We start from the raw sequence: 24018 nt of genomic DNA, 5'->3' as shown, positions 1-24018 counted from the left end.
GAGGGCCCGCGCCGCGCGCGCTTCACCGAACAGCGATGTGGCTCGCGGTTCGATGGAAGAGCTGGTGGTAGTTCCGCGCTCGTGCACTCACTTGCCCGGCGAGCAGCGCGTGGCCGTCCTTCCGTCGGTACAGCTCTCGAGCATTGATGGAGTCCGCGATCTCACGGCTCGTCATCGGCGCGCCGTTCTCACGGAGTACCTCGATCATGGCTTCGTGCAGGGTCACATGGCCATCATCGCGCGTTGAACACCCAAGGCCAACGGAAGGCACGGCAGCAACCCGCACCGCGCCTCCCGTCCATCACACCAGCGTCAACTCACCACGTCAGCACGAACCGCCCCCGCGTCCCGCCGGCCTCCAACCGCTCATGCGCCTCCACAGCCCGAGCAGCCGGCAGCACCTCGGCCACCCGCGGCGTCAAGGTCCCGCTCTCCACCGCATGCCGCAGCTGCTCGAGCTTGTCGAACGACCGGTACTCCGAGAACACCATGACCTGCACGAACTCGATCCCCCGAGCCCCGTTCCCCTGCCACCCCCGCACGTCGAAGAAGACTCCCCCGTCGCGAACGGCGTCCACCACCTCGTCGCGCTGCACGGCAGCATCGGCGAGCGCATCGACCCCGTCCGGCACGAGTTCACGGACAGCGGAGGCGAAGGAAGCACCTCGCGGCACCACGTGGTCCGGCCCGAGCGACCGGACCAGTGCTTCGTCCGCCGGAGCAGCATCCGCGATCACGGTCAGCCCGGCGGCCTTCGCCAGCTGCACCACGTAGTTCCCGAGCAGCCCAGCGGCCCCGGTCACTGCGAGTGTCTGACCCGGCGCGAGCGAGGCGTGCGACAGGATCTGCAACGCCGTCAGCCCGTTCATCGGCACCGTGGAGGCGAGCGGAAGAGACGTCCCACGAGGGATCCGCGTGAACGACCCCACCGGCGCGACGAGCTCCTGCACGTAGGCGCCACCGTGAGCACTGAGCGGCAATGCCATCGCCATGACCTCGTCGCCGACCTGCCATCCGGTGACGTCGGGCCCGACCTCGTCGATGACGCCGGCGGCGTCCATCCCCGGCACGTACGGCGGCGAGGCCTGCGAGCTGTCCCGCTGCCCGGCACGCACCCCCGTGTCGGTCGGGTTCACGGCGAACGCCTGCACCCGGATCCGCACGGATCCCGCACCGGCGTGCGGCTCCGGCACCTCGTGGACGGCGAGGGCCTCGGGCCCTCCGAACTGTTCAACTCCGACGACCTGCATCCTCCCGGTCTACGCGCACGTTGCTTGACGCAACCTGACGCGACCACCCCACGGCCTGGAGGCCCGGCACCACCCCGCCCCGCGCCTCCTGCCCGTCAGCGGTGCGGTCCACGGCACGTGGTGCGCCATGCTGGCACCGTGCGTTTCGACGAACTCCTCACCCGGTCCGACGGTCCCGCGATCGCCGAGGAGCTCGCCGCCCTCCGTCGACCCGCCCGGTACGTCCTCGAGGGCGTCCACCAGGAGTCCCGGCAGAAGTACTGGCAGTTCCGCGTCGACATCGACGAGGCCGCGCAGACCTGGACTCTCGTGCGCCAGCGGGCCAAGCCGGTCTCCTACCGCGACGGCGTGCTGCACGACCCCGACGACGGTCCGGACGAGATCTCGTTCGCCCGGTGCATGGTCTCCGATCCCGTCGTCCGGATGGCCGTGCCCGACCTGATGCTCCGATGGGGTCGCGGCCCCGAGAGCTTCCACCCGATCCTGGTCCAGCACATCGGCGAACACTCGATCCTGGTGACGTTCGAGCACGGCGAGGACCCGGCGTTCCGCACGACGCTGGTGATCGACGAGCGCGACGGCATCGCCCGCCGGTCGTACGAGTACGGCGAGGACACGATCATCACGAGCGTGCGGACCGCCGAGCCGGACGAGGTCCTGCCCCGCGCCCGCTTCGTGCAACCGACGGACTGGATCCGGCCGCAGTACTGAAGTCGTGACGGTTCCGGTTCGCGATCCCCGACGATCGCGAACCAGAACCGTCACCGGCCGGAAAGCGAACCACCTTCCCCGCCGGCACCATCCCCCGATCGGACGATGCCGACACCACCGCCCCGGCCGATCCCCCCACGGCCACCCGGCGGCGAAGCTGGACCCATGCCCGAGTCCCCCGCCATCGAGGTCCAGCACCTCGGCAAGCAGTACGCCACCGGCAAACGTGCCGTGGACGACGTCTCCTTCACGATCGAACGGGGCGAGACCTTCGCGCTCCTCGGCCCGAACGGTGCCGGCAAGTCCACGACGGTCGAGATCCTCGAGGGGTACCGCTCCCGCACCGCCGGCGAGGTCCGAGTCCTCGGCCACGACCCGGCACGGACGAGCCGCAGCCACAACGCACGCATCGGCATCGTCCTGCAGACCAGCGCGGAGTCCCCGAACGTCACCGTCGCCGAGCAGCTCAACCACTTCGCGACGCTGTACCCGAAGCACCGCAGCGTCGAGGAGCTCCTCGGCGCTGTCGGGCTCGAGACGCAGCGCAACACCCGCATCAGTCGACTGTCGGGTGGCCAGCGCCGCCGCGTCGACGTCGCCCTCGGCATCATCGGCCGCCCCGAGGTCCTGTTCCTCGACGAACCGACCACGGGCTTCGACCCCGAGGCCCGCCGACAGTTCTGGGACCTCCTGCGCCAGGTGCAGCACGAGGGCACGACGATCCTGCTCACCACGCACTACCTCGACGAAGCCGCCCAGCTCGCCGACCGTGCCGCGGTCATCGCCGATGGGAAGCTCCTCGACCTCGCACCCATCGACGAGATCGGCGGCGCCGAGGCCCGCACGCCCCGCGTCCGCTGGCGTGACGACGACGGCGGGCACCACGACGAGCGCACGACCGACCCGACGGCGCTCATCCGCAGCAGCACCGCACCCATGCACGACCTCGAAGTCATCCGTCCGTCCCTCGAGGACGTCTACCTCGACATGGTGGGACAGAAATGAAGACAGCGACCAGCCGCATCTCGTACGAGATTCGCACCTACTTCCGCGCTCCCGACGCGGTCTTCTTCACGTTCCTGTTCCCGATCATCATGCTGGCGCTGTTCTCGGTGGCGTTCTCCGGCGCCGCCGACATCCAGGCCGGTCCCGACGTCAGCGTCGACTACGCCACCTACTACCTGCCCGGCCTGGTCGCGACGGGCATCCTGCTCTCCGGCACGCAGTCCCTCGGCGTCGACATCGCCACCGAGCGCAGCGACGGCACGTTGAAGCGACTCGGCGGCACGCCGCTGCCCGTCCTGTCGTACTTCGTCGGCAAGATCGGCATGGTCCTCGTCACCACGCTCGTGCAGACCGCACTGCTGCTGGCGATCGCGAGCCTGGTGTTCGGCGTCGACCTGCCGACCGACGCGGGCAAGTGGGGTGTCTTCGCGGGGGTGATGGTCCTCGGCATCGCCACCAGCTGCGTCCTCGGCATCGCCGTCTCGGCGCTCCCCCGCGAGGGCCGGCGCGCCACCGCCACCATCGTCCCGATCGTGCTGGTGCTGCAGTTCATCTCCGGCGTCTACCTGCCCTTCACGCAGCTCCCCACCTGGTTGCAGGACGTCGCGTCGGTCTTCCCCCTGCGCTGGATGGCGTCCGGCATGCGGTCCGTCTTCCTGCCCGGTGCGTTCGAGTCGGGCGAGCCGGGAGGCGCGTGGCACCTCGGCCTCGGAGCCCTCGTGTTGGGAGCGTGGCTGGTCCTGGGCACGGTGGCCTGCCTGCTGACGTTCCGGTGGAACCGCAAGGACGCCTGATGGCGCCGCACTGGTGGGATGCTGGGCACATGAACGGCGAGACGTGGATGCGCAACCGGTGGTTGCACGTCTTCTTCGCGGGCACGATGCTCCTCACCGCCGTGATCACCGTGTTCGGCTGGTCACCGTGGGGTACCCGCTGGCCGGCGTTCACCGCGGTCGTGGTGCTCGTCGTCGCCTACGCCGTGTTCGGCCACCGCGGCTACGACAGCCCCCGTGCCGCCGCGGCCTTCCTCCCGCTGGTCCTCGTCGCCGCCCTGGTGTTGCCCGCCGTCGTGCCGAGCACCGCGTTCGTGCAGTGCATCGCGTTCCCCCTCGTGTGGGTGCAGTCCGAACGGGTCCGCACCGCCGTCTTGCTCTCGGTCGCGGTCGGCGTCGCGAGCGGCATTGGCCTGCAGGTCTCCGGCGGCCCGGACGCCCTCGTCAGCACCGTGCTCATCGAGGGCATCAGCGTCATCGGTGCCTGCGCGATGGGCGTGTGGATCTCGAGCGTCGCCGGCCTGTCCGAGGAGCGCCGCCAGCTCCTCGACGAACTCCGCGCCACCCAGCAGTCCCTCGCCGACGCCCACCGCAGTGCCGGTGTGGCGAGCGAACGGGAGCGCCTGGCCCGCGAGATCCACGACACCGTCGCGCAGAACCTCGCCGGCATCGTCATGCTCACCGAACGTGCCCGCAAGGACCTGGCGAACGACCGCGGTGCCGCGCTCGACGAACGGCTGGGGGTCCTGGAGGAGTCAGCACGAGCGGCCCTCGAGGACTCCCGTGCCCTCATCGCCGCCGGGGTCGCCGGTGCCACGAGCGGCAGCCTGGCCGGGGCCCTGCACCGCCTGGCCGAGCGCTACACCCGCGAGACCGGCACGCCCGTCGCCGTGGACGCGACCGACGGCCCGCTCGACCGCGACGCCCAGGTCGTGCTGCTCCGGGTCGTCCAGGAGTCCCTCGCGAACATCCGAGCACACGCCGACGCTGGCTCCGTCAGCGTCGTCCTGCAGCACGCGCCCGGACGGGTCGGCGTCCGTGTGACCGACGACGGCGTCGGCTTCGACACGGGCGTCCCGACGGCCGGGCACGGTCTCCGGGGCCTCCACGAACGGTTGGCGCTCTCTGGCGGTGCCTGCACGATCACGAGCACCCCGGGCCGGGGCACCGTCGTCGACGCGAGCCTGCCCACCGGACCCGAGCCGAGCTCCCAGGCCGTTGATCGTCACCCCGTGGCAGAGGTGACCCGGTGATCCGCGTCGTGGTCGCCGACGACCACCCGATCGTCCGGTCGGGCATCGTGTCCCTGCTGCAGGACGCCGACGACGTCGAGGTCGTCGGCCAGGCCAGTGACGGCCGCGCCGCGGTGACGGTGGCGCTGGCCGAACACCCCGACGTCGTGCTCATGGACCTCCGGATGCCCGTGCTCGACGGCGATGCGGCGACGGCGGAGATCCTCGCCGCCGACCCCGGCGTCCGCGTCCTGATCCTGACCACGTACGAGTCGGACGACCAGATCCTCGCCGCCATCGAGGCCGGCGCCACCGGCTACCTGCTCAAGGCCGCCCCGGAGTCCGAGATCCTCGCCGGCGTCCGGGCGACCGCACGGGGCGAGACGGCGCTGGCCCCCTCGGCTGCCGCAGCACTCGTCCGCCGAGCGACGGGTTCGCTCCCCGCCGCAGCCGGCCCGTCCCTGACCCCGCGCGAGCTCGACGTCCTGCGCCTCGTCGCCCAGGGCAACAGCAACCCGGCGATCGGCCGCGCACTGTTCCTCAGCGAGGCCACGGTGAAGACGCACCTCGGCCACGTCTTCGAGAAGCTCGGGGTGAACGACCGCACCCGCGCCGTGACCCGCGCGATGGAGCTCCAGCTCCTCCCCTGAGTCCCCGGTCCGCCGGTCACCGGAAGCGGGTGTACCGTCAGGTCGTCAGCATGCTGACCATCTGAGAGGAACCACCGGAATGAGCGCTCCCGCCGCAGCACCAGCCACCACGCCGGATCGTCGTCGTTGGCTCGGCCTGGTCGTGATCAGCCTCGCCGTGGCGCTCATCATCGTCGACTCCACGATCGTCAACGTCGCGATCCCGAGCATCGTCGCCGACCTCGACATCGGCTCGACCCTGGTGCAGTGGGTGCAGGAGAGCTACACGCTCGTGTTCGCCGCCCTGCTGCTCGTCTTCGGGTCCGTGGCCGATCGGTTCGGCCGCCGACGCCTGCTCACCACCGGCGTCATCGTGTTCGCGGTGGCGTCGGTGCTCGCCGCGCTCTCGCCGACCGGTGAGCTCCTCGTCGTGTCCCGCGTGCTGCAGGGCATCGGAGGCGCGATGGTCCTGCCCACCACGCTCTCGATCCTCAACGCGACGTTCACCGGCCGGGAGCGTGGCATCGCGTTCGCCGTGTGGGGCTCGACGATCGGCGGCATGGTCGCGGTCGGCCCGCTGCTCGGGGGCTGGCTGACGACGGACTTCTCGTGGCGGTGGGCCTTCGGCATCAACGTCCCGATCGTCGCGGTCATCCTCGTCGGGCTCGCCGTCGCCGTGCGGGAGTCGCGGGATGCCCGGCACACCGGCCGCATCGACCTGGTCGGAGCGCTACTGTCCGTGATCGCGAGTGCCGCCCTGGTGTTCGGGCTCATCGAGGGCCGCACCTACGGCTGGTGGACCCCGTCGTCGACGCCGCTCACCATCGGCTCGTGGTCGTGGGACGGCCCGGTCTCCCCGATCCCGGTCGCGTTCGTGATCGCGGGCACTGCCGGAGCCGCCTTCGTGGTCCGTTCCCTGCGCCGGCAGCGGGCCGGACGCTCGACCCTGATCGCACTCGACCTGTTCCGCATCGGCTCGTTCCGGAACGGTTCCGTCGCCGCACTCATCGTGTCGCTCGGCGAGTTCGGCATCATCCTGTCGCTGCCGCTCTGGCTGCAGAACGTGCTCGGGTACTCCGCCCTGCAGACCGGCTTCGTGCTGCTCGCACTGGCGATCGGGTCGTTCGTCGCGAGCGGGTTCGCCGCCACGGTCGGGCAACGCGTCGGAGCACTGCCGATCGTCCGGATGGGCATCGGCGCCGAGATCGTCGGGGTCGCCGCGATCGGGTTCGTCGTGACGTCGTCGACGCCGTGGTGGGCGATCGTGCCGTGCCTGTTCGTCTACGGTTTCGGCGTCGGGCTCGCGACGGCCCAGCTCACCGGTGTGGTGCTGCAGGACGTCCCGGTCGAACGCAGCGGTGAGGCGTCCGGCGCCCAGAGCACCGCGCGCCAGATCGGCTCGGCGCTCGGCATCGCCGTCCTCGGCACCGTCCTGTTCACCTCGACCGGCAGCATCCTGGAGCACCGCCTGCAGGACGCGGGCACCCCGGCCGCCACCGCGACGAAGATCGCCGACGCCGTGGTGCAGTCCTCCGGCGGAGCCATCTCCGGCCTCGACGGGGCCACCCGCGCCGACGCCGCCGACGCCTTCTCCGACGGCACCCGCGCCGCCGCCTTCTCCGCCGCCGGCTTCCTGGTCATCGGCCTCGGCGCCACCCTGCGCCTCCGGGCTCCGCGACGCCCCGACGACGAGGACCAGGCGTGACCGGAGACCCCGTTCTGCAGCGCTGGTGACGGTTCTGGTTCACGATCCCCGAGGATCCTGAACCAGAACCGTCACCGCGCGGACACGAACCCGCCTCCCCCGCGCCGTGGACGCGACCACGGACGGAACCGGAGGCACGGTGCCTGCCCGCACCGTGCCTCCCGTCCGCTCCAGCGCGCGCCCTGCCATCGCGACGCGCGCCCACTCAGGCCCCCGCGTCCGCCTCCTGCGATCGGACGCGGAGCACCCGCGCTGTGGGGGTCGATCCGCCGTTCACGACCTCGAGCGAGCCCGAAGCGGCGTCCCACGCCACGGACCACGACCCGAGTGCCGTCGGGAAGAGCGGCTCGACGACCACCGCCTGCCCGGCGAACGCCGGCAGCGGCAACGACACCGACGCCGACGCACCGGGCAGCGACAACACCGACAGGTACAGGTCGCCCGTGGTGGCGTGCAGGCCGAGTGCGACCCAGGGGTCCTCCCAGGCGGGCAGCCCGAGGGGCCAGACCGGGACGGACGCCTCGACGACGTCCAGGACCTGCCGGTGTGCCGCGACAGCGTCACCGACCACCGCCCGCTGCGACGGCGACATCTCGTTCAGGTACCCGGACAGGTACATCCGCCCGAGCACCCCGTTCACGAGCGACAGCGTGAACAGCTCCGGGTCCATGGTCGGTGCCGGGTACGCCCAGTTCCCCGCCTGCTCGGGCAGCATCGCGGCGGGAGCAGCGGCGGCGATCGTGGCGGACAGCACCGGGTCCTGCTGGTCCGATGTCGACTGCATGTGCAGGCGGGACAGCATGGCCCAGTCGGCGCGCATCGCTCCCGAGGCGCAGTTCTCGATGAGCAGTGCCGGGTACCGCTCCTGCACCGCGTCGAGCCAGTCGAGCAGGGCCCGCTGGTGGTCGAGCATCCCGGCGAACGGCCCCGTCATGGTGTTGTTGTCCATCTTGAAGAACGTCACGCCGAGCTCCCCGACGAGCCGGTCGACCACCGAGTCGAGGTGCGCACGAGCCTCCGGCGAGCGCAGGTCGAGCAGGTGCCGCCCGTGCTCCGCGACCCGGACCCCGTGGTGCTCGACGAACGCGGACGACGGCAGGGTCGAGGCCAGCGGCGAGTGGATGCCGATGACCTCGGGTTCGAGCCAGAGGCCGGCCTGCATGCCGCGCGCACGGATGTGGTCGATGACGGCCCCGAGCCCCGTCGGGAACCGCGACGCAGCTTCTTCCCACGCTCCGACGGTGTCCCACCAGTGTCCCTCGGCGTACCAGCCGGCGTCGATGCAGAACAGGTCCGCTCCGGCGTCGGCGGCCGCGTCGATCAGCGGCAGGAGCTTCTCGGTGGTCGGGTCGCCCATGAGCGTGTTCATGTAGTCGTTGAACACCAGGGGCAGGGCGCGGTCGGCCTCCCGCACGTGCCGGAACGCCCGACGCTGCCGGGTGAGCACCCCGAACGCGTCGTCGATCGACCCGGCGATCCCGACGGAGACCGGCACCGAGGTGAACGGCTGCTCGGGCGTGACGACGGTGGTCCACTGGTGTTCCTGGTCGGTGGGGCCGCTCAGCAGCAGGTACGCGTGCCGCCGGGTCTCGCCGAGCTCGTACAACCACGGCCCGTTGTGCTCGACCTGCCAGACGAGCGCGTACGGAAGCGACACAGCGCCCTCCGCCCGCAGCACCCCGATCGGCAGCGCCTCACCGGTCGACCACGAGCCGCGGTTCTGCACGACGGCGCGGCTGCGGGGCGGGTGGTGCTGGGCCTCCCGGTCGATGCGCGCGAGCCCGATCGATCGCAGCGGATCGGTCCGCCACCGGCTCTCCGCTGCCCAGTCGTTGTCGGCGTGCACGAGGGCGAGCTCGTCGACGGTGGCGCTCGAGTCGGTCAGGAACGCCCCGGTCGCGAACGACGAGACGAAGTCGACGACGTGCTCACCGTGCTCGGCCGACACCTCGGTCCACGTCTGGAACGCGGGCACGCCAGCGCGCGCCCGGAACACCGACTCGGTCTGGAGGCCCGTGGCCGCGTCCGCCTGCACGATCCGGAACCACAGGTCGGTCCCGTCGTCGTGCACGTGGTGCGACACGGGGCGCAGTCGCGCCCCGATGGTGGAGTCCACGTGCCGGAAACCGCCCGGGAACCGCCCGTGCCCGATCGTCGTCAGCTCGACGAGCGGCTGCGGGTCGTCCGGCCCGTCGGCGAGCGTGCCACCGGCGAGCGCTCCGCCGGTCGGTACGAACGACACGAGCGCCGCGGGCTGGTCCGCACCGACCCGGAACCGTGCCCCGAACCCGTCGGTGACCCAGTCGACGAACGTCGATCCGTCGCTCATCGCGCCCCGACCGGTGCGGGCTGGCTCGACACCCAGTCCCCGACCGTGTGGTCGTAGCACGTGGTGTTGTCGATCTTCGTCCGGTCGAGCGGCGGCCCCGCGGTGATCCGGCGCTCGGTGCGCTCCGGGTCGGGGGCGGCCTCGGCGAGCAGCCGGGTGTAGTCGTGGTGCGGGTCGAGGATGACGGCGTCCGACGGTCCCCGCTCGACGACCCGGCCGCGGTAGAGCACGAGGATCTCGTCGGAGAAGTGCCGCGCAGTCGCCAGGTCGTGCGTGATGTAGAGCACGGCGAGCTCGTCCTCGCGCTGCAGCCGACCGAGCAGGTTGAGCACGCTCAGGCGGATCGAGACGTCGAGCATCGACACGGGTTCGTCGGCGATGAGCACCTGGGCGCCCGGGGCGAGTGCGCGGGCGATGGCGACGCGCTGCCGCTGCCCGCCGGAGAGCTCGTGCGGCCGCCGCGACGCGAAGTCCTCGTCGAGGTTCACCCGACCGAGCAGTTCCCGCACCTTGTCGGCGGTCTCGTCAGCGCCGCGGGCTCGGTGGTGCAGCTGCAGCGGCCGGGCGATGTGGTGCTCGATCGAGTGGAACGGGTTGAGCGAGGCGAACGGGTCCTGGAACACCATCTGCACGTGCCGCCGGTACATGCTGCCCTCGACGGGGGTGCCGTCCTCGAGCCGCACGTCGATCGAGCCGCGCGTCCGGGTCTCGAGCTTGGCGAGCATCCGCGCGATGGTGGACTTGCCCGAGCCGGACTCCCCCACCAGTGCGACGGTCCGGCCGGGCAGCAGGTCGAACGACACGTCGTCGACGGCCCGCAGGGTGGTGCGCTTCAGGCCCTTGCGGGTGTGGAAGTCCTTGCCGAGGTGGCTGACGGTCACACTGGTCATCGGTCCGTCTCCTGTGCTGCCTGGACCACGACGGCCCGGGTGTCGGTCTCGGGTTCGGCGCCGTCCTCGACCCCGGTGCGGATGAACGCGCCGCGGGCTCCGGACAGGCTCGGGAACGACTGCAGCAGCTTCCGCGTGTACGGGTGCTGCGGGTCGTGCTGGATCACGCTGGCACGGTCGCACTCGACGACCTCGCCGCGGAGCATGATCGCGATCCGGTCGCTGATCTCGAGCAGCAGCGGCAGGTCGTGCGTGATGAACACGACGGCGAACCCGAGCTCGTCGCGCAGTCGGACGATCTCGCGCAGGATCTCCCGCTGCACCACGACGTCGAGCGCGGTGGTCGGCTCGTCCATGATCATGATCTGCGGTTCGAGCAGCATCGCCATCGCGATCATGACGCGCTGCCGCATGCCGCCGGACAGCTCGTGCGGGTACGCGGTGATGCGGGACCGGTCGACGCCGACGCGGCGCAGGGCGTCCTCGGCAATGGCCCGTCGTTCCTTGCGCGGCAGGCCCTTGCGGTGTTCGACCAGGGCGTCGTCGAGCTGGGCGCGGATCGTGGTGACCGGGTTGAGCGCGTTCATCGCCCCCTGGAACACCATCGACAGCTTCGACCACCGCACCGCCCGGAGTTGCTCGTGCGGCAGGCCGAGCAGGTCGACGTCGGTGCCGTCGCGGTCGTGGAACGTGATGCTGCCCGACGTGACCTTCGCCGGCGGCCGGTGCAGCCGGGTGATGGCGTACGCCAGGGTCGTCTTGCCGCAGCCCGACTCCCCCGCGAGTCCGAGGATCTCGCCGGGCGCCAGGGTGAGCGAGACGTCCTTCACGGCGTGCACGGGGTGCTCGGTCTCGTAGACGACGTCGAGGTGGTCGATGGTCAGCACGGCCGGCCGGCGGCCGTCGCCCGTGGCGCCGGAGGTGACCGGTCGTGCGGTGTCGGTGGCGCTCATCGGGCGACCCCCTTCGTGTCGTGACCGGCGGTGGCGACGCGGGCCGGGCCTCCCGAGCGGGCCGCACGCTTCGCACGACGGTCGCGCCGTCGCTGCGCACGCACGTTCGCGAGTCGCGGGTTGATGACCTCGTCGATCGAGAAGTTCACCAGGGACAGGCCCATGCCGAGCAGGGCGATGAGCAGGCCCGGCGGCACGAACCACCACCAGGCGCCGTTCGCCAGCGCGAAGCCGTTCTGGGCGTAGAAGAGCATGGTGCCGAGCGTCGAGGAGTTCGACGCCCCGAGCCCGAGGAACGACAGCCCAGCCTCTCCGAGGATCGCGGCGATCACCGCGAACACGAACTGTGACGCGAGCACCGGCAGCAGGTTCGGCAGGATCTCGACGGCGATGACCCGCCAGGGCCGTTCGCCGGCGACCCGGGCGGCGGACACGTAGTCGCGGTTGCGGATCGACATCGTCTGCGCCCGCAGCACCCGGGCGGACCCGGCCCACGACGTGATCGCCAGGACGACGGCGATGGTCCAGAGCCCGCGGGCCTCACGCGGCACCAGGCCGGAGATGACGATGACGAGCGGCAGGCCGGGGATGACGAGGAACACGTTCGAGAACAGCGAGAACGCCTCGTCCATGATCCCGCCCAGGTAGGCGCCGAGGATGCCGAAGAACGCGGACAGCACCGTGGCGAGGACGCCGACGATGAGCCCGATCTGCAGGCTCCCGCGGGTGGCGAAGGCGAGTTGCGCCAGGACGTCCTGACCGGTCTGGGTGGTGCCGAGGACGTTCGAGCCGCTCGGTCCCTGCAGCCCGGTGTCGCGGATGGTGGTCGGGTCGCCGACGAGCAGCGGTCCGATCACCCCGAACAGCGTGACGCCGGCGACGAGCGCGATGCCCGTGACGAGCCACGGGGTGAGGGTGGGGAGGAACCTGCGGATGCCGCCCTTCGACGCGCGCCGGGTGGCGATCGACGTGGTGCTGTCGGCCTCCTCGGTCAGTGCGCCGATGGTGGGCTCGGTCTCCTGCTGGATGTTGGTCATGGTCGTCTCCTCCCCTAGCTCCGGGCCCGCGTGCGCGGGTCGATCAGTCCGTACAGCAGGTCGACGACGAGGTTCGCGCCGAGGACCGCCAGGGTGATGAACAGGAAGATCCCCTGCATGAGCGCGTAGTCGTTGTTCGTCACGGCGGACAGCAGCTTCGACCCGATGCCCGGGTACGAGAACACCTGCTCGGTGACGACGGAGCCGGACACGATGAACCCGAGGGAGATCGCGAACCCGGCGACGGACGGCAGCACGGCGTTCCGGGCGGCGTAGTTCCGCAGGATCTTGCCGTCCGACAGGCCCTTCGCCTGCGCGGTGGTGATGTAGTCCTCGGACAGCGTCGACACCATCATGTTGCGCATGCCGAGCAGCCAGCCGCCGAGCGACGCGAGCACGATCGTCACCGCCGGCAACACCCCGTACTGCACCGCCGAGACGATGAAGTCCCAGTTGAACCCGGGGGTCAGGATGACGTCGTAGCCGCCCTGCGCCGGGAACAGGTGCAGCCCGGTGGCGAAGAAGTACACCAGGATCAGCGCGAGCCAGAAGTAGGGCACCGCGGCGAGCAGGGTGGTGGCCGGCACGAACGAGTCGAGCCAGGTGCCGGGCCGCCACCCGACGAAGGCCCCGAGGCCGACGCCGATGATGGCGGCCACGATCGTGGCGATGCCGACCAGGGCGATGGTCCACGGCAGCGAACTGCCGATCACCTCGGTGACGGGTGCCGGGAAGTAACTGACGGACACGCCGAGGTCACCGCGGAACACGTTGACCAGGTAGTGGCCGTACTGGGAGATGAGCGGCTCCGAGGAATCGCCACCGAGGAGCAGCTCGTACGCCTCCCGGGTCGCCGGGGTCACCTGCCCGCCGCGCTGCTGGAGCTTGGCGAGCAGGATGTCCACCGGGTTGCCGGGCAGGAGCCTGGGGATGATGAAGTTCAGCGTCAGGGCCGCCCACAGTGCGACGACGTAGAAGCCGATCTTGCGCAGGAAGTAGGTCATCGTCGAGTGCCCCTCGGTCGCGATCCCATCGGTGTCAGCCCTTCGCCGGCTTGAGCGCCTTGAAGATCTCGGCGTTGTCCGGGCTCGCCCAGACCGCCGGGAACGCGTACAGGTCGTCCTTCGTCGGCCAGCCGGTGAACTTCGCCGCGTGGAACTCGCTCGTCGTGCCGCCGGTCATCACGGGGATGTAGGGCAGGTCCTCGACGATGTGCTCCTGGATCGTGTCGAGCTCGGGCTGGGTCGCCGCGGTGTCCTCGGGGTTGATCGTGGCGAGCTTCGCGATGGCCTTGTCGACGTCGGGGTTGCTGTACCGCGAGATGTTCATCGGGGCCGCTTCACCGACCTTCGCGGTGTTGGCCGTCGTGAAGTAGTTGTTGTACAGGTAGTACGGGTTCGCCGTCGGGCCCTGGCCGAGCGAGTCGATCGCGAGCTCGAAGTTGCCCTTGGTCTTCTTGTCGGTCCACTCGTTCCACGACGACTGCTGCGCCTTGAGCTCGATGCCCGCGGCCTTGAGCTGCTGCGTCATCGTGTCGATCGCGGTGATGTAGTCGGTCCACCCGGTGACGACCTCGACCGTGAGCGACAGCTTCTTGCCGTCCTTGGCGTAGATGCCGTCGGAGCCCTTCTCCCACCCGGCGTCCTCGAGGGTCGAGGCGGCCGCGTCGGTGTCGGCGGTCTCCGGCATCACGGCCGGCTCGATGTCCTTCGAGATGGTGTCCTTCTGCGTCGTGGTGAGCGCGAAGGTCGGCGAGATCTCGCTCGCGGTGTTCTCGAACGCCAGCGAGTTGAGCTGCTTGCGGTTGATGGCGTCGGCGATGGCGTGGCGGACGGCCGGGTCGGTCTGCGGGCCGGCGCATCCCAGGTCGGTGTTCGCGCAGGTCAGCAGGGCCATCTGGTTCTGGCCGACGGTGATGCCGTCGTAGCCGTTGTAGTTGGCGGGGATGTCGTCCATGTTCGGCACCGGGCCGGTCTGCCAGTCGATCGACCCCTGCTTCAGTGCGTCGGCACCGGCGGTGTTGCCTGAGAGCGACAGGTAGCGGATGGTCTTCACGGCCGGGGCGCCGTCCCAGTACTTCTTGTTCGCCTCGAGGGTGAACGCCTGCGCCTTGAAGGTGCCGAGCGTGTACGGGCCGGTGCCGACGGGCTCGCGCACGACGTCGGTGGTCGGGTCGATGTCCTTCCACAGGTGCTCGGGCACGATCCAGGTCTTGCCGAGCAGGTTCGGGCCGAGCACGAACGACGGCTTGTCGAACGAGACGACCACCTTGTCGTCGCCGTCGGCCTTCGCGGTGCCGTCGTAGCCGATCGAGTTCAGGGCCTTCTGCTTCTTGAGCATGTCGAGCGTGAACACGACGTCCTTCGAGGTGAAGGGCTCGCCGTCGCTCCAGGTGGCTCCGTCGCGCAGCGTGATGGTGAGCTGCGTGCCGTCGTCGTTCCACTCGTACGACTTGCCGAGCAGCGGCTTCGGGTCCTTCGTGTTGACGTTGGTGATGAAGAAGAGCGACTCGTAGATCGTGCCGACGCCGCCGATGTTGGAGGGCGACCACGGGTTGAAGTTGATCTGGTAGTCGCCGGACTGGCCGGTGTACGCCACCAGGGTCGAGGCAGCGGCGTCGTTCGTGCTGGCGGTGCCGCTGGAGCTGCAGCCGCTGAGCGCGAGGCCGGCTGCGAGGAGAACGGCGCCGCCGATGGCGAGCCGTGAACGGGTTGGGTTGAACATCGTTGTCCTCTCGGTCTGCGTCGTCGCAGGGTCCACGTTGTGAGCGTGATTGTTACACGCGTAAACTAAGGCGGTCAAGGGGCCGGGTCACGGCCCCGTAACGATGAGGAGACGCAATGGAGCGGACCACCCTGGACGGCACGTGGACCCTCGAGGCGGTGACCGGGCCCGAGCAGTCGGCGGAGCACCGCGAACCGGTCGAGGCGCAGGTCCCCGGCTGCGTGCACACCGACCTGCTGCGGGCCGGCCGGATCCCCGACCCGTTCGACGGCGACGGCGAGGCCGCCACCCAGTGGATCGGCGACACCGTCTGGCGCTACCGCCGCACGTTCGACTGGCCGGGCGAGACCGTCACGGGGCCGACCACGCATGCCCGCCACGACCTCGTCGCCGAGGGCCTCGACACCCTCGCCACGATCGAGCTCAACGGCATCGTCGTCGCGACCACCGCCAACCAGCACCGCTCGTACCGGTTCCCCGTCGGGCACCTGCTCCGGCCGGGCACGAACGAGCTCGTCGTCACCTTTGACGCGCCCGTCCCCGCCGCCGAGCGCCTGTCCGCTCTGCACGGCGGCGAGCTGCCGCACGTCAACCACCACCCCTACAACGCGCTCCGCAAGAACGCGTCGAACTTCGGGTGGGACTGGGGCGTCGACGTCGCCACGAGCGGCATCTGGAAGTCGATCGGCATCGAGTCCTGGAGCGGCGTCCGCATCGCGGCCGTCCGCCCGCTCGTCGACCTCGACGGCACCACCGGAGTGCTGACGGCCCACGTCGACGTCGAGCACGCCGGTTCCACCGGCTCCTTCTCGCAGGCCATCGGCAGCGCGCCCGTCGCGTCCGCGGACGGTTCCGCGGGCACCGGCCTGGAGGCCCGGATCACCCTGGCCCCACACCCCGCGTCCGCAGGGCACACCGGTTCCGACACCGACGGCCGGGTCGTCGGCGCACGTCCCGTCGTCGACGGCGCGGCGACCGTCCGCCTCGAGGTCCCCGACGTCGCCGTCTGGTGGCCCCGCGGCGAGGGCGACCAGCCGCTGTACGACGTGCGGGTCGAGGTCGGCGACGACGTGTGGACCGGCCGCGTGGGCTTCCGCACGGTCACCCTCGACACCGCTGCCGACGCCGGCGGGGCGCCGTTCCTGCTCCGCGTCAACGACCGTCCGGTCATGGTGCGCGGGGCGAACTGGATCCCCGACCACGCCTACCTGACCGAGATGACGCCCGAGCGCTACGCGGACCGGATCCAGGACGCGATCGACGCGAACATGAACCTGCTGCGCATCTGGGGCGGCGGCATCTACGAGTCCGACGACCTGTACGACCGGTGCGACGAGCTCGGCGTCCTGGTGTGGCAGGACTTCCTGTTCGCCTGTGCTGCCTACGCCGAGGAGCCCTGGCTCGCCGACGAGGTCGAGCCCGAGGTCCGCCAGGCCGTCACCCGCCTCAGCCCGCACCCGTCGCTCGTGGTGTGGAACGGCAACAACGAGAACCTCGTCGCCTACGCCGAGTGGGGCTGGCGGCCGTCGCTCGTCGGCCGGACCTGGGGCAACGGCTACTACCGTTCCCTGCTGCCGTCTGTCGTCGCCGAGCTGGACCCGACCCGGCCGTACACGCCGGGCAGTCCGTTCTCGTTCGACGAGTACCTGACGCCGAACGACCAGCGGAACGGCAGCGTGCACATCTGGGACGTCTGGAACCGCCTCGACTACCGCGCCTACGCCGACTGGGAGCCGCGGTTCGTCGCCGAGTTCGGGTTCCAGGGCCCGCCGGCGTGGTCGACCCTGACCGCGGTGGTGCACGACGAGCCCCTCGACCCGGACGGCCACGAGATGCTCGTGCACCAGAAGGCCGACCAGGGCAACCGGAAGCTCGCCGACGGCATGCGCGGGCACCTGCCCGAGCCGACCTCCATCGAGGACTGGCACTTCGCCGCACAGCTCAACCAGGCGCACGCGATCCGCTTCGGCATGGAGTGGTTCCGCTCCCGCACGCCCGACAACACCGGCATGGTCGTCTGGCAGCTCAACGACGACTGGCCCGTGGTGTCCTGGGCGCTGGTCGACCACGCCGGCATCCGGAAGCCCGTCTGGTACGCCGTCCGGCAGGCCTACCAGCCCGTGCTGCTCACCGTGCAGCCGTCGTCCGGTGCCCAGGGCGGCGACGGCGACGGAGGTCTCGACGTCGTCCTCGTCAACGCGTCCGGGGCGTCGGTCGCCGACGAGGTCACGGTCTCCCGCGTGGCCTTCGACGGCACCGTGCTCGAGTCGTCGTCGTTCATGCTCGCGGCCGCTCCCGCCGATGCCGACCGGGTGCAGCTGCCGTCGTCGCTCGCGGTGCCGGGCGACCCCGGTTCCGAGGTCCTCGTCGTCACGGGAGCCGGCACCCGCACCGTGCACGACTTCGCCGAGGTCGTCGACCAGGCACTCGAGCCCTCGCCCCTGTCCACGGTGGTGTCGGCGACCGAGGACGGCGCAACGGTCACCGTGACGGCGACCGCGTACGCGCGCGACGTCTCGCTGTTCCCCGACCGCGTGGATGCGGCCGCCCGCGTCGACGACGGGTTGGTGTCCCTGCTCCCCGGCGAGTCGGTGACCTTCACGGTGACGAGTGCGCCGGGCATCGCTGCACAGGAACTCGTCCACCCGCTCGTCCTCCGCCACGCGGGTTCGCTGCTGCCCTGACCCGGGCGCCCTAGGGGGGACGGCGACGTTCCCTCGCGCCGCTGACGGTTCCGGTTCACGATCCCCCGGGTTCGCGAACCGGAACCGTCACCCGAGCACGCCCGCACACCTCCGCTGCACCCGCACCACCGCCACCCACACCGCACCACCCGCAGCACCGCCACCCCGCACCCGGCACCCGGCACCCGGCACCCGGCAGCACCGTCGCTCGCACCGGCACCACTCCCACCCGCAATACCGCAGCCCGCAGCCCGCAACACCGCAGCCCGCGGACGGAGGGGTCGTCCCGCACCGCCGCCTCGTTCACCGCGCGACACCCCACACCGAGCGCCCCGGGACGGCCATTTCCTCTCGACGCGTGACGGTTCTGGTTCACGATCGCCGAGGATCGCGAACCAGAACCGTCACGTCGCCGACCAGGAAACGCTTCCCCGGCCGAAGGAGCCCGGCTGACAGCGCTCAGTCGATCGCGCGGAGCTCCAGCACGATCGCGGTCGCGGGTGCGAGCAGTGGCAGCCGGGCGCCGACGTCCTCGAGCACGGCGCCGGTCAGTTCCAGGTGTCCGCGCACGAGCCACTCCGGCGGCACCATGTCGAGCCCACGCGGGACAGCGAGCCCGGACACCGGGGCGAGCCGGTAGCGCCGCGACCGGTCGAGTCCGCGCACCCGGAGCGGCACCGGCAACGACCTCGGCCCCGTCTCCGTCCGCGCCACCCGCACCAGCGCCCGCGAACGGTCGGTGGCCACGACCGACGTCGCCACCGTTCCCGGGTCTCCGAGGTCCAGGTGCCGCAGCCGCCCGGAGTGCAGCAGCCCGCGCTCCCGTCGGTACAGCGCCGTCCAGGCCCGGAGCCGGTCGAGCTCCTCGGGCGACAGCTTCGTGATGTCGGTCTCGATGCCGGCCGAGCCGAACAGCGACACCGCCATCCGGAAGTCCAGGTCGAGGTGCCGGCCCGTGGTGTGCGAGATCTCCGGCCCGACGTGCGAGCCGATCAGCTCGAGCGGGAGCAGTGCCTCGGTCCACCGCTGGATCGGCAGTCGCTCGAAGGCGTCGTTCGAGTCCGACGGCCACACCCGGTCGGTACGCTCGAGCACGCCGAGGTCGATCCGGGCACCGCCGCTCGCGCACGCCTCGATCTCGAGCCACGGGTGCCGCGCACGCAGCTCGTCCATCAACGCGTACACGCCGCGGGTGTGCGCGTCGATGCCGGCGCGGCCCGCGTGCACCGCGTGCACGATGTCCCGGTTCTGGTCCCACTTCACGAAGTCGACGTGGTGCTCGCCGATCACGCGGGACATGCTCTCGAGCACGTGGTGCCGGGCCAGTGGGTTCGCCATGTCGAGCACGTACTGGTTCCGCCACGTGCGGACGTCGTCCTCGGGGCGCTGCAGCATCCAGTCGGGGTGTGCCTCCGCCAGCTCGGACACCGGGCTGACCATCTCGGGCTCGAACCACAGCCCGAACTCCATGCCGAGCGCACGCACCCGGTCGACGAGCGGTGCCAGCCCGTGCGGCCACACCGACGGGTCGACGCGCCAGTCCCCGAGCGAGGTCGAGTCCGACCGCCGGCCGAGGAACCACCCGTCGTCGAGCACGAACCGCTCGACGCCGATGTCCGCCGCCGTCTCGGCCAGGGCCACCAGGGGCTCGAGCTCCTGCCGGTAGTAGACGGCCTCCCACGTGTTGAGCACCACGGGCCGGGGTCGTCGCGGGTGCCCCGGGCGGCTGCGCAACGAGTCGTGCAGGCGGTCGGACAGCCCGTCGATCCCGGTGTCGCTCCACACGAACACGGCGTCGGGGGCGGCGAACGACTCCCCTTCGCCGAGCACGACCTCGCCGGCACGCAGCAGTTCTCCGGCACCGAGCAGCGGTCGCGCCTCGGCGAGCTGGTCGTACCGGTACACGGAGTCCGCGCTCCAGGCCAGGTGCACCGCCCACAGCTCGCCCTCGGCGTCCGAGAACCCGGGCGTCCCGAGCACGAGCAACGTCGGCGAATCGTGGCCCGTCCGCCCGCGACGGCTCTCCCGCGCGTGGCTCCCGGCCGTCGCCGCCCGGCGCTGCGGTGTGCGCTCTCGGGTCCACCGTCCGCCCAGGTCGAGCACCTCGGTGATCCGCTCCCCCACGGGCAGCGTCGCCTCGAGCGCCTGCACGTGCACGGGCTCGGCATGCGTGTTCGTCACGGTGTGCCGCACCTGCAGCACCCCCGCGGAGTCGAGCGCGAACTCGCTCCGGAGCGCCAACGAGTCCGACTCGGCGGTCACGACGATCCGCTCGTCGTCACCGATCACCACCACGTCACGCCACCGCGGCACGAGCGGGATTCCGTCCACGTGCCCGGCGATCCCCGGTCGCCCCTCCCACCCGTCGCGCTCGGTGGGCAGCACCGTGAGGGGCCACCGCGCGTCGAGCGCACTCGGCCCGAGCGGCCGGCCGAGTGCGAGCAGCAGGTCGGCCGCGTCGTCCGGCGCGACGGGCCCGACGTCACGTCCCCAGTGCAGCACCTCGGGCAGCCCGTCCGCCGCAGACGCCAGCACCAGCGACACCCCGGCTGATCGCAGCACGTGCACCCGTCGATCGCCTGCACCGACGGCTGTCGACTCGCGCTCCACGACGGTCACGAGGCCCGCTCCTCGCGCAGCACGCGGACGCGTCCGGCCGGCACGACGGTGTCCGGCCCGTGGCCGGACCCGTCGAGCAGGTCCATGCCGGACGCGACGACCGTGACGTCGTCAGCGCGGTGGTTGACGAGGAACAGGAAGGCGGAACCGTCGTCGCCGACGCGACGCACCGCCTCCAGGCCGGGAGGCCCGGTGACCGTCCGCAGGATCCCCCGCTCCGCGATCACCCCGTCCACGAGCCGTTGGATGCTGTCGTCCGCGAGCATCGCGGACACGTACCAGGCGCCGCCGCCGACGGCGCGGCGCGTGACGGCGGGCCGGCCCGCGAGCGGGCCGTCGGTGTAGCGGAGCACGGACTCGGCGTCCTCGAGGACGACCGCTTCGGCCCAGTCGGTGACGACCTCGCCGTCGTCGAGGGTCCAGCGTTCATCGCGCTGGAGCGGGGTGAACTCCTCGCTCCAGGCGCCGAGCACCTCGCGAAACGCGCCCGGGTAGCCGCCGGTGCGGATGCGGGCTGTCTCGTCGGCGACGCCGGACAGGTACGTGACGATCAGGGTCGCGCCGCGGTCCACCACGGCGGACAGCCGCGCGGCGGTCGCGTCGTCGACGATGAGCATCGTCGGCACGACGACCACGTCGTAGCTGTCCAGGTCGGCGTCGGCGGGCACCACGTCCGTGAGCACCTGCCGGTCGTGGAACGCGCGGTGCCAGGCGCGGAGCTCCCGTCCGTAGCGCAGGCCCCGGTGCGGCTTGAGCCCCGACTGCACGGCCCACCCGGAGGCCTCGTCCACGATGATCGCGACTCGGGCCGGCTCGACGCGGGTGCCCTGCACGGGGGCGAGGGCCTGCAGTGCCCGGCCGAGGGCGAGGACCTCGCGCCAGATGCGAGTGCGGGTGCCGGCGTGCGGGAGCATCGCCGAGTGGAACTGCTCCGCGCCCGCGGTGGAGGCCCGCCACTGGAAGAACAGCGCCCCGTCGGACCCGTGTGCGACGTGCGCCAGGGCGTTCCGGACGAGCTCGGCCGGTTCCTTGGCGCGGTTGCGCTGCTGCCAGCTCGGCCCACCCGTCGAGTGCTCCATCAGCAGCCAGGGACGACGGTCCGCTGACATCCCGCGCATCCTGTCCCCGGCCAGCGCGAGGTCCTGCTCGCGGCGGGCGTCGTCGACGAGCGTGTAGTGGTCGTTCGCGACGATCGCCACGTGCTTCGCCCACCCGGCGTAGTCGACGACCTGCGACCCGGCACCCACCATGAAGTTCGTCGTGACCGGCACGTCCGAGTGCTGCTCGATGACGGCCTTCTCGGCGTCGTACTGGCGGAGCAGGGCGTCGGACGAGTACCGCTCGAAGTCCAGCGCGAGCCCGGGGTTCGGCGCGCCGCCGACACCGCGCGGCGGCGAGACCTCGTCGAACGAGGTGTACGTGTGCCCCCAGAAGGCTGTGCCCCACGCGTCGTTCGCGGCCTCGACGTCGCCGTACTTCGCGACGAGCCAGTGCCGGAAGTCCGCTGCGGACTCCTCGCAGTAGCACCGGCCGTTGCCGCCGCCGAGCTCGTTGCTCACGTGCCAGAGCCGCACCGCGGGGTGTCGGCCGTACCGCTCCGCCAGCGCGTCGACCACGCGGAGCGCGTGCTCCCGGAACAGCTCGGAGGCCGGGCACCACCCGAGTCGCCCACCGGGTCGTTCCCGCCGCTCGGTGGCGTCCACGGGCAGGATCTCCGGGTGTGCGGTCAGCAGCCAGTTCGGTGGTGCAGCGGTCGGCGTCGCGAGGTCAACCGCGATGCCGTTCTCGTGCAGCAGCGCGAGGACGTCGTCGAGCCACTCCCACGTGAAGTCCCCCGGCGACCGCTCGAGCAGTGCCCACGAGAACACCCCGACGGTGACCAGGTTCACGCCGGCCTCACGCATCAGGCGGACGTCCTCGAGCCAGGTCTCCCGGGGCCACTGCTCGGGGCTGTAGTCGCCGCCGAACGACAGGCCGTCGGTCGGCCACGGGACGGTGGGGGCTGCGGTCACGGCATCTCCTTCGATGGTGTGGACCGCTCAAGCCTCCCGTCTGCGTCGGCGTTTGTCAACGTGTGTAACTAACGCGTCGACAGCTCTGCAAGCCGGTCGCGGCCTACTCCCCCAGCAGCCGACGGATGGCGAGGACCGCCCCCGCGCGTGCCCACTCCGAGAACTCGAACGGCTGTACCTCCACCGTCACCGGCTCGGTGTACGGCGCCAGTGCGGCTCGCATCGACTCGTCGACGGTCGCCCGCGCCAGGTCGTACACGGGCAGCCCGTCACCAGTCAGCACGATCGCCGAGGGGTCCGCGATGTGCACCGCGGTGGCGAGCAGGACCCCGAGGGCGCGGCCGGCATCCTCGAACGCAGCGAGGGCGCCCTCGTCGCCGTCCCGCGCGAGCTCGACCACCTGGTCGTACGTCTTCCCCGCGTGCCCGGCATTGCGCACGATGACCGGACTCGGCAGGTAGCTCGAGGCGCACCCGGCGTGACCGAGGCCACAGTCCGGACCGCCCCCGAGGACCGGGAGGTGCCCGATGCGCCCCAGTCGCCCGTGTTCCCCGGTGGAGACCTGCCCGTTCGCGATGAGCCCGAGCCCCAGACCCTCACCGACCGTCACGAGCACCATCGACCCGCGACCGGCGCCGGCACCGAACCAGTGCTCCTTCGCCGTCAGCGCGTGGACGTCGTTCGCGGTGAACGTGGCGATCCCCGTCCGCTCCTCGAGCATCCGGGCGAACGGCACCTCGTGCCACCCGAGGAACACCGACGCCGCGACGACGGACTCCCCCGCGCGGACCATGACGTCGCCGGGCAGCGAGACCCCGATCGCACAGATGGCCGGGTGCGCATTCCGGAGCCGACCGAGCACCAGGGTGATCTGCTCCGCGAGTGGCTCGGCGGCGGTGTCGTCGATCGCCTCTTCGTGCAGGGCGAGGACCCGTCCGCCCAGGTCCGTGACCGCGGCGTACAGGCGGTCCTTCGTGAGCTTGATGCCGAGGAACTCCCACTGCCCGCTGCTCACCTGCAGGAGCTCAGACGGGCGACCGGTGGCACCTCGCACGTCGGTCCCCACTTCGACCACGAGCCGCTGTGACACGAGGATGCGCATGGCCCGGGTGAGACTCGCCCGTGAGAGCCCGAGTGACCGAGCGATCTCGGCGCGGGAGAGCACCCCGTGGATGAGGATCTCCCGCAGCGCCAGTCGGGAGCCGTCGGGCAGGGCCGGCCAGGCTTCGGTCATCGTTCCTCCGTCGTCGGCTGATCCTACGGCCTGACCGGTCCCCGTCGACAAGGACCCCGAAGGGGCCGCAAACGCAGAAAACCCCTGACCACGAATGGTCAGGGGTTCCCTGGTTCTTCAACGTTAAGTCCGGCGGCGTCCTACTCTCCCACAAGGTCCCCCTTGCAGTACCATCGGCGCTGAGAGGCTTAGCTTCCGGGTTCGGAATGTGACCGGGCGTTTCCCTCTCGC

18 protein-coding genes and 1 rRNA gene are annotated in these 24018 nt (G+C 71.2%); 7 read left to right on the top strand and 12 right to left on the bottom strand.

The genetic code is table 11. The features are described from left to right. Positions 1 to 22: 22 nt before the first annotated feature. Positions 23 to 226 carry an HTH domain-containing protein gene (locus tag DEJ04_RS13100; protein ID WP_084740495.1) on the bottom strand — a complete coding sequence of 68 codons (204 nt, stop codon included), beginning with the start codon at positions 224 to 226 and terminating at the stop codon, positions 23 to 25. A gap of 91 nt (positions 227 to 317) precedes the next feature. Next, on the bottom strand, positions 318 to 1250 hold the full coding sequence (locus DEJ04_RS13095) for an NADP-dependent oxidoreductase (protein WP_111047349.1): 933 nt from the start codon (positions 1248 to 1250) through the stop codon (positions 318 to 320). A gap of 138 nt (positions 1251 to 1388) precedes the next feature. On the opposite strand from DEJ04_RS13095, the gene DEJ04_RS13090 reads away from it, so the two are divergent. From DEJ04_RS13090 to DEJ04_RS13065, 6 genes are all read left to right on the top strand, one after another. Next, positions 1389 to 1961: a hypothetical protein gene (locus DEJ04_RS13090; RefSeq protein WP_111047348.1), complete on the top strand. Its 573-nt coding sequence runs from the start codon at positions 1389 to 1391 to the stop codon at positions 1959 to 1961. 165 nt (positions 1962 to 2126) lie between these two features. After that, positions 2127 to 2966 (top strand): ABC transporter ATP-binding protein, encoded by an 840-nt coding sequence (locus DEJ04_RS13085; protein WP_111047347.1) that lies wholly within the window; start codon positions 2127 to 2129, stop codon positions 2964 to 2966. After that, positions 2963 to 3760: an ABC transporter permease gene (locus DEJ04_RS13080; protein WP_111047346.1), complete on the top strand. Its 798-nt coding sequence runs from the start codon at positions 2963 to 2965 to the stop codon at positions 3758 to 3760. Before DEJ04_RS13085 ends, DEJ04_RS13080 begins: the two co-directional genes overlap by 4 nt. A 29-nt stretch (positions 3761 to 3789) precedes the next feature. Continuing rightward, entirely contained in the window at positions 3790 to 4992 is a 1203-nt protein-coding gene (locus tag DEJ04_RS13075) for a sensor histidine kinase (protein ID WP_146248704.1), read from the top strand. Continuing rightward, entirely contained in the window at positions 4989 to 5621 is a 633-nt protein-coding gene (locus DEJ04_RS13070; RefSeq protein ID WP_111047344.1) for a response regulator transcription factor, read from the top strand. The genes DEJ04_RS13075 and DEJ04_RS13070 overlap by 4 nt, the downstream gene beginning before the upstream one ends. A gap of 79 nt (positions 5622 to 5700) precedes the next feature. Then, positions 5701 to 7305: a DHA2 family efflux MFS transporter permease subunit gene (locus tag DEJ04_RS13065; RefSeq protein WP_111047343.1), complete on the top strand. Its 1605-nt coding sequence runs from the start codon at positions 5701 to 5703 to the stop codon at positions 7303 to 7305. 205 nt (positions 7306 to 7510) lie between these two features. Here the strand turns inward: DEJ04_RS13065 and DEJ04_RS13060 are convergent, their stop codons facing one another. From DEJ04_RS13060 to DEJ04_RS13035, 6 genes are read right to left on the bottom strand one after another with little or no spacing between them, the layout of a single operon-like run. Then, positions 7511 to 9634 carry a glycoside hydrolase family 36 protein gene (locus DEJ04_RS13060; protein WP_111047342.1) on the bottom strand — a complete coding sequence of 708 codons (2124 nt, stop codon included), beginning with the start codon at positions 9632 to 9634 and terminating at the stop codon, positions 7511 to 7513. Continuing rightward, the gene (locus DEJ04_RS13055; protein ID WP_111047341.1) at positions 9631 to 10524 is read right to left on the bottom strand and encodes an ABC transporter ATP-binding protein; all 894 of its coding nucleotides are present in this window, start codon (positions 10522 to 10524) and stop codon (positions 9631 to 9633) included. Before DEJ04_RS13055 ends, DEJ04_RS13060 begins: the two co-directional genes overlap by 4 nt. After that, positions 10521 to 11477, bottom strand: a complete 957-nt coding sequence (locus DEJ04_RS13050; protein WP_111047340.1) for an ABC transporter ATP-binding protein — start codon at positions 11475 to 11477, stop codon at positions 10521 to 10523. Before DEJ04_RS13050 ends, DEJ04_RS13055 begins: the two co-directional genes overlap by 4 nt. Continuing rightward, on the bottom strand, positions 11474 to 12514 hold the full coding sequence (locus DEJ04_RS13045; RefSeq protein ID WP_111023919.1) for an ABC transporter permease: 1041 nt from the start codon (positions 12512 to 12514) through the stop codon (positions 11474 to 11476). Before DEJ04_RS13045 ends, DEJ04_RS13050 begins: the two co-directional genes overlap by 4 nt. A gap of 14 nt (positions 12515 to 12528) precedes the next feature. Next, positions 12529 to 13518 carry an ABC transporter permease gene (locus DEJ04_RS13040; RefSeq protein ID WP_071247140.1) on the bottom strand — a complete coding sequence of 330 codons (990 nt, stop codon included), beginning with the start codon at positions 13516 to 13518 and terminating at the stop codon, positions 12529 to 12531. 34 nt (positions 13519 to 13552) lie between these two features. Continuing rightward, positions 13553 to 15238 (bottom strand): ABC transporter substrate-binding protein, encoded by a 1686-nt coding sequence (locus tag DEJ04_RS13035; protein WP_111031007.1) that lies wholly within the window; start codon positions 15236 to 15238, stop codon positions 13553 to 13555. A gap of 116 nt (positions 15239 to 15354) precedes the next feature. Here DEJ04_RS13035 and DEJ04_RS13030 point away from each other — a divergent pair, with 116 nt between their 5' ends. Then, complete coding sequence (locus DEJ04_RS13030; RefSeq protein WP_111047339.1) at positions 15355 to 17922, top strand: glycoside hydrolase family 2 protein; 2568 nt, start codon at positions 15355 to 15357, stop codon at positions 17920 to 17922. A 459-nt stretch (positions 17923 to 18381) separates the two neighbouring features. Here DEJ04_RS13030 and DEJ04_RS13025 read toward each other — a convergent pair whose 3' ends face one another. The 4 genes from DEJ04_RS13025 to rrf form a co-directional block, all read right to left on the bottom strand. Then, positions 18382 to 20541 carry an alpha-galactosidase gene (locus DEJ04_RS13025; protein WP_258371381.1) on the bottom strand — a complete coding sequence of 720 codons (2160 nt, stop codon included), beginning with the start codon at positions 20539 to 20541 and terminating at the stop codon, positions 18382 to 18384. Continuing rightward, positions 20538 to 22553 (bottom strand): beta-galactosidase, encoded by a 2016-nt coding sequence (locus DEJ04_RS13020; protein WP_111047338.1) that lies wholly within the window; start codon positions 22551 to 22553, stop codon positions 20538 to 20540. The genes DEJ04_RS13025 and DEJ04_RS13020 overlap by 4 nt, the downstream gene beginning before the upstream one ends. 103 nt (positions 22554 to 22656) lie before the next feature. Continuing rightward, positions 22657 to 23787 carry an ROK family transcriptional regulator gene (locus DEJ04_RS13015; protein WP_111047337.1) on the bottom strand — a complete coding sequence of 377 codons (1131 nt, stop codon included), beginning with the start codon at positions 23785 to 23787 and terminating at the stop codon, positions 22657 to 22659. 127 nt (positions 23788 to 23914) lie between these two features. Then, positions 23915 to 24018 (bottom strand): 5S ribosomal RNA (gene rrf / locus DEJ04_RS13010); the annotation flags it as partial.

This window comes from Curtobacterium sp. MCLR17_044, assembly GCF_003234435.1.
In the GTDB taxonomy this organism is placed as follows: Bacteria; Actinomycetota; Actinomycetes; order Actinomycetales; family Microbacteriaceae; genus Curtobacterium; species Curtobacterium flaccumfaciens.
Note: the sequence above shows the minus strand (reverse complement) of the source record. Positions and strands in the feature narration are given on the sequence as shown.

Excerpts from the sequence above, each read along its gene's own strand:
- DEJ04_RS13055 (WP_111047341.1), bottom strand. The coding sequence starts at position 10,524 with ATGACCAGTGTGACCGTCAGCCACCTCGGCAAGGACTTCCACACCCGC.
- DEJ04_RS13040 (WP_071247140.1), bottom strand. The coding sequence starts at position 13,518 with ATGACCTACTTCCTGCGCAAGATCGGCTTCTACGTCGTCGCACTGTGG.
- DEJ04_RS13015 (WP_111047337.1), bottom strand. The coding sequence starts at position 23,787 with ATGACCGAAGCCTGGCCGGCCCTGCCCGACGGCTCCCGACTGGCGCTG.
- DEJ04_RS13095 (WP_111047349.1), bottom strand. The coding sequence starts at position 1,250 with ATGCAGGTCGTCGGAGTTGAACAGTTCGGAGGGCCCGAGGCCCTCGCC.
- DEJ04_RS13080 (WP_111047346.1), top strand. The coding sequence starts at position 2,963 with ATGAAGACAGCGACCAGCCGCATCTCGTACGAGATTCGCACCTACTTC.
- DEJ04_RS13045 (WP_111023919.1), bottom strand. The coding sequence starts at position 12,514 with ATGACCAACATCCAGCAGGAGACCGAGCCCACCATCGGCGCACTGACC.
- DEJ04_RS13050 (WP_111047340.1), bottom strand. The coding sequence starts at position 11,477 with ATGAGCGCCACCGACACCGCACGACCGGTCACCTCCGGCGCCACGGGC.
- DEJ04_RS13035 (WP_111031007.1), bottom strand. The coding sequence starts at position 15,238 with ATGTTCAACCCAACCCGTTCACGGCTCGCCATCGGCGGCGCCGTTCTC.
- DEJ04_RS13030 (WP_111047339.1), top strand. The coding sequence starts at position 15,355 with ATGGAGCGGACCACCCTGGACGGCACGTGGACCCTCGAGGCGGTGACC.
- DEJ04_RS13075 (WP_146248704.1), top strand. The coding sequence starts at position 3,790 with ATGAACGGCGAGACGTGGATGCGCAACCGGTGGTTGCACGTCTTCTTC.
- DEJ04_RS13060 (WP_111047342.1), bottom strand. The coding sequence starts at position 9,634 with ATGAGCGACGGATCGACGTTCGTCGACTGGGTCACCGACGGGTTCGGG.
- DEJ04_RS13065 (WP_111047343.1), top strand. The coding sequence starts at position 5,701 with ATGAGCGCTCCCGCCGCAGCACCAGCCACCACGCCGGATCGTCGTCGT.
- DEJ04_RS13085 (WP_111047347.1), top strand. The coding sequence starts at position 2,127 with ATGCCCGAGTCCCCCGCCATCGAGGTCCAGCACCTCGGCAAGCAGTAC.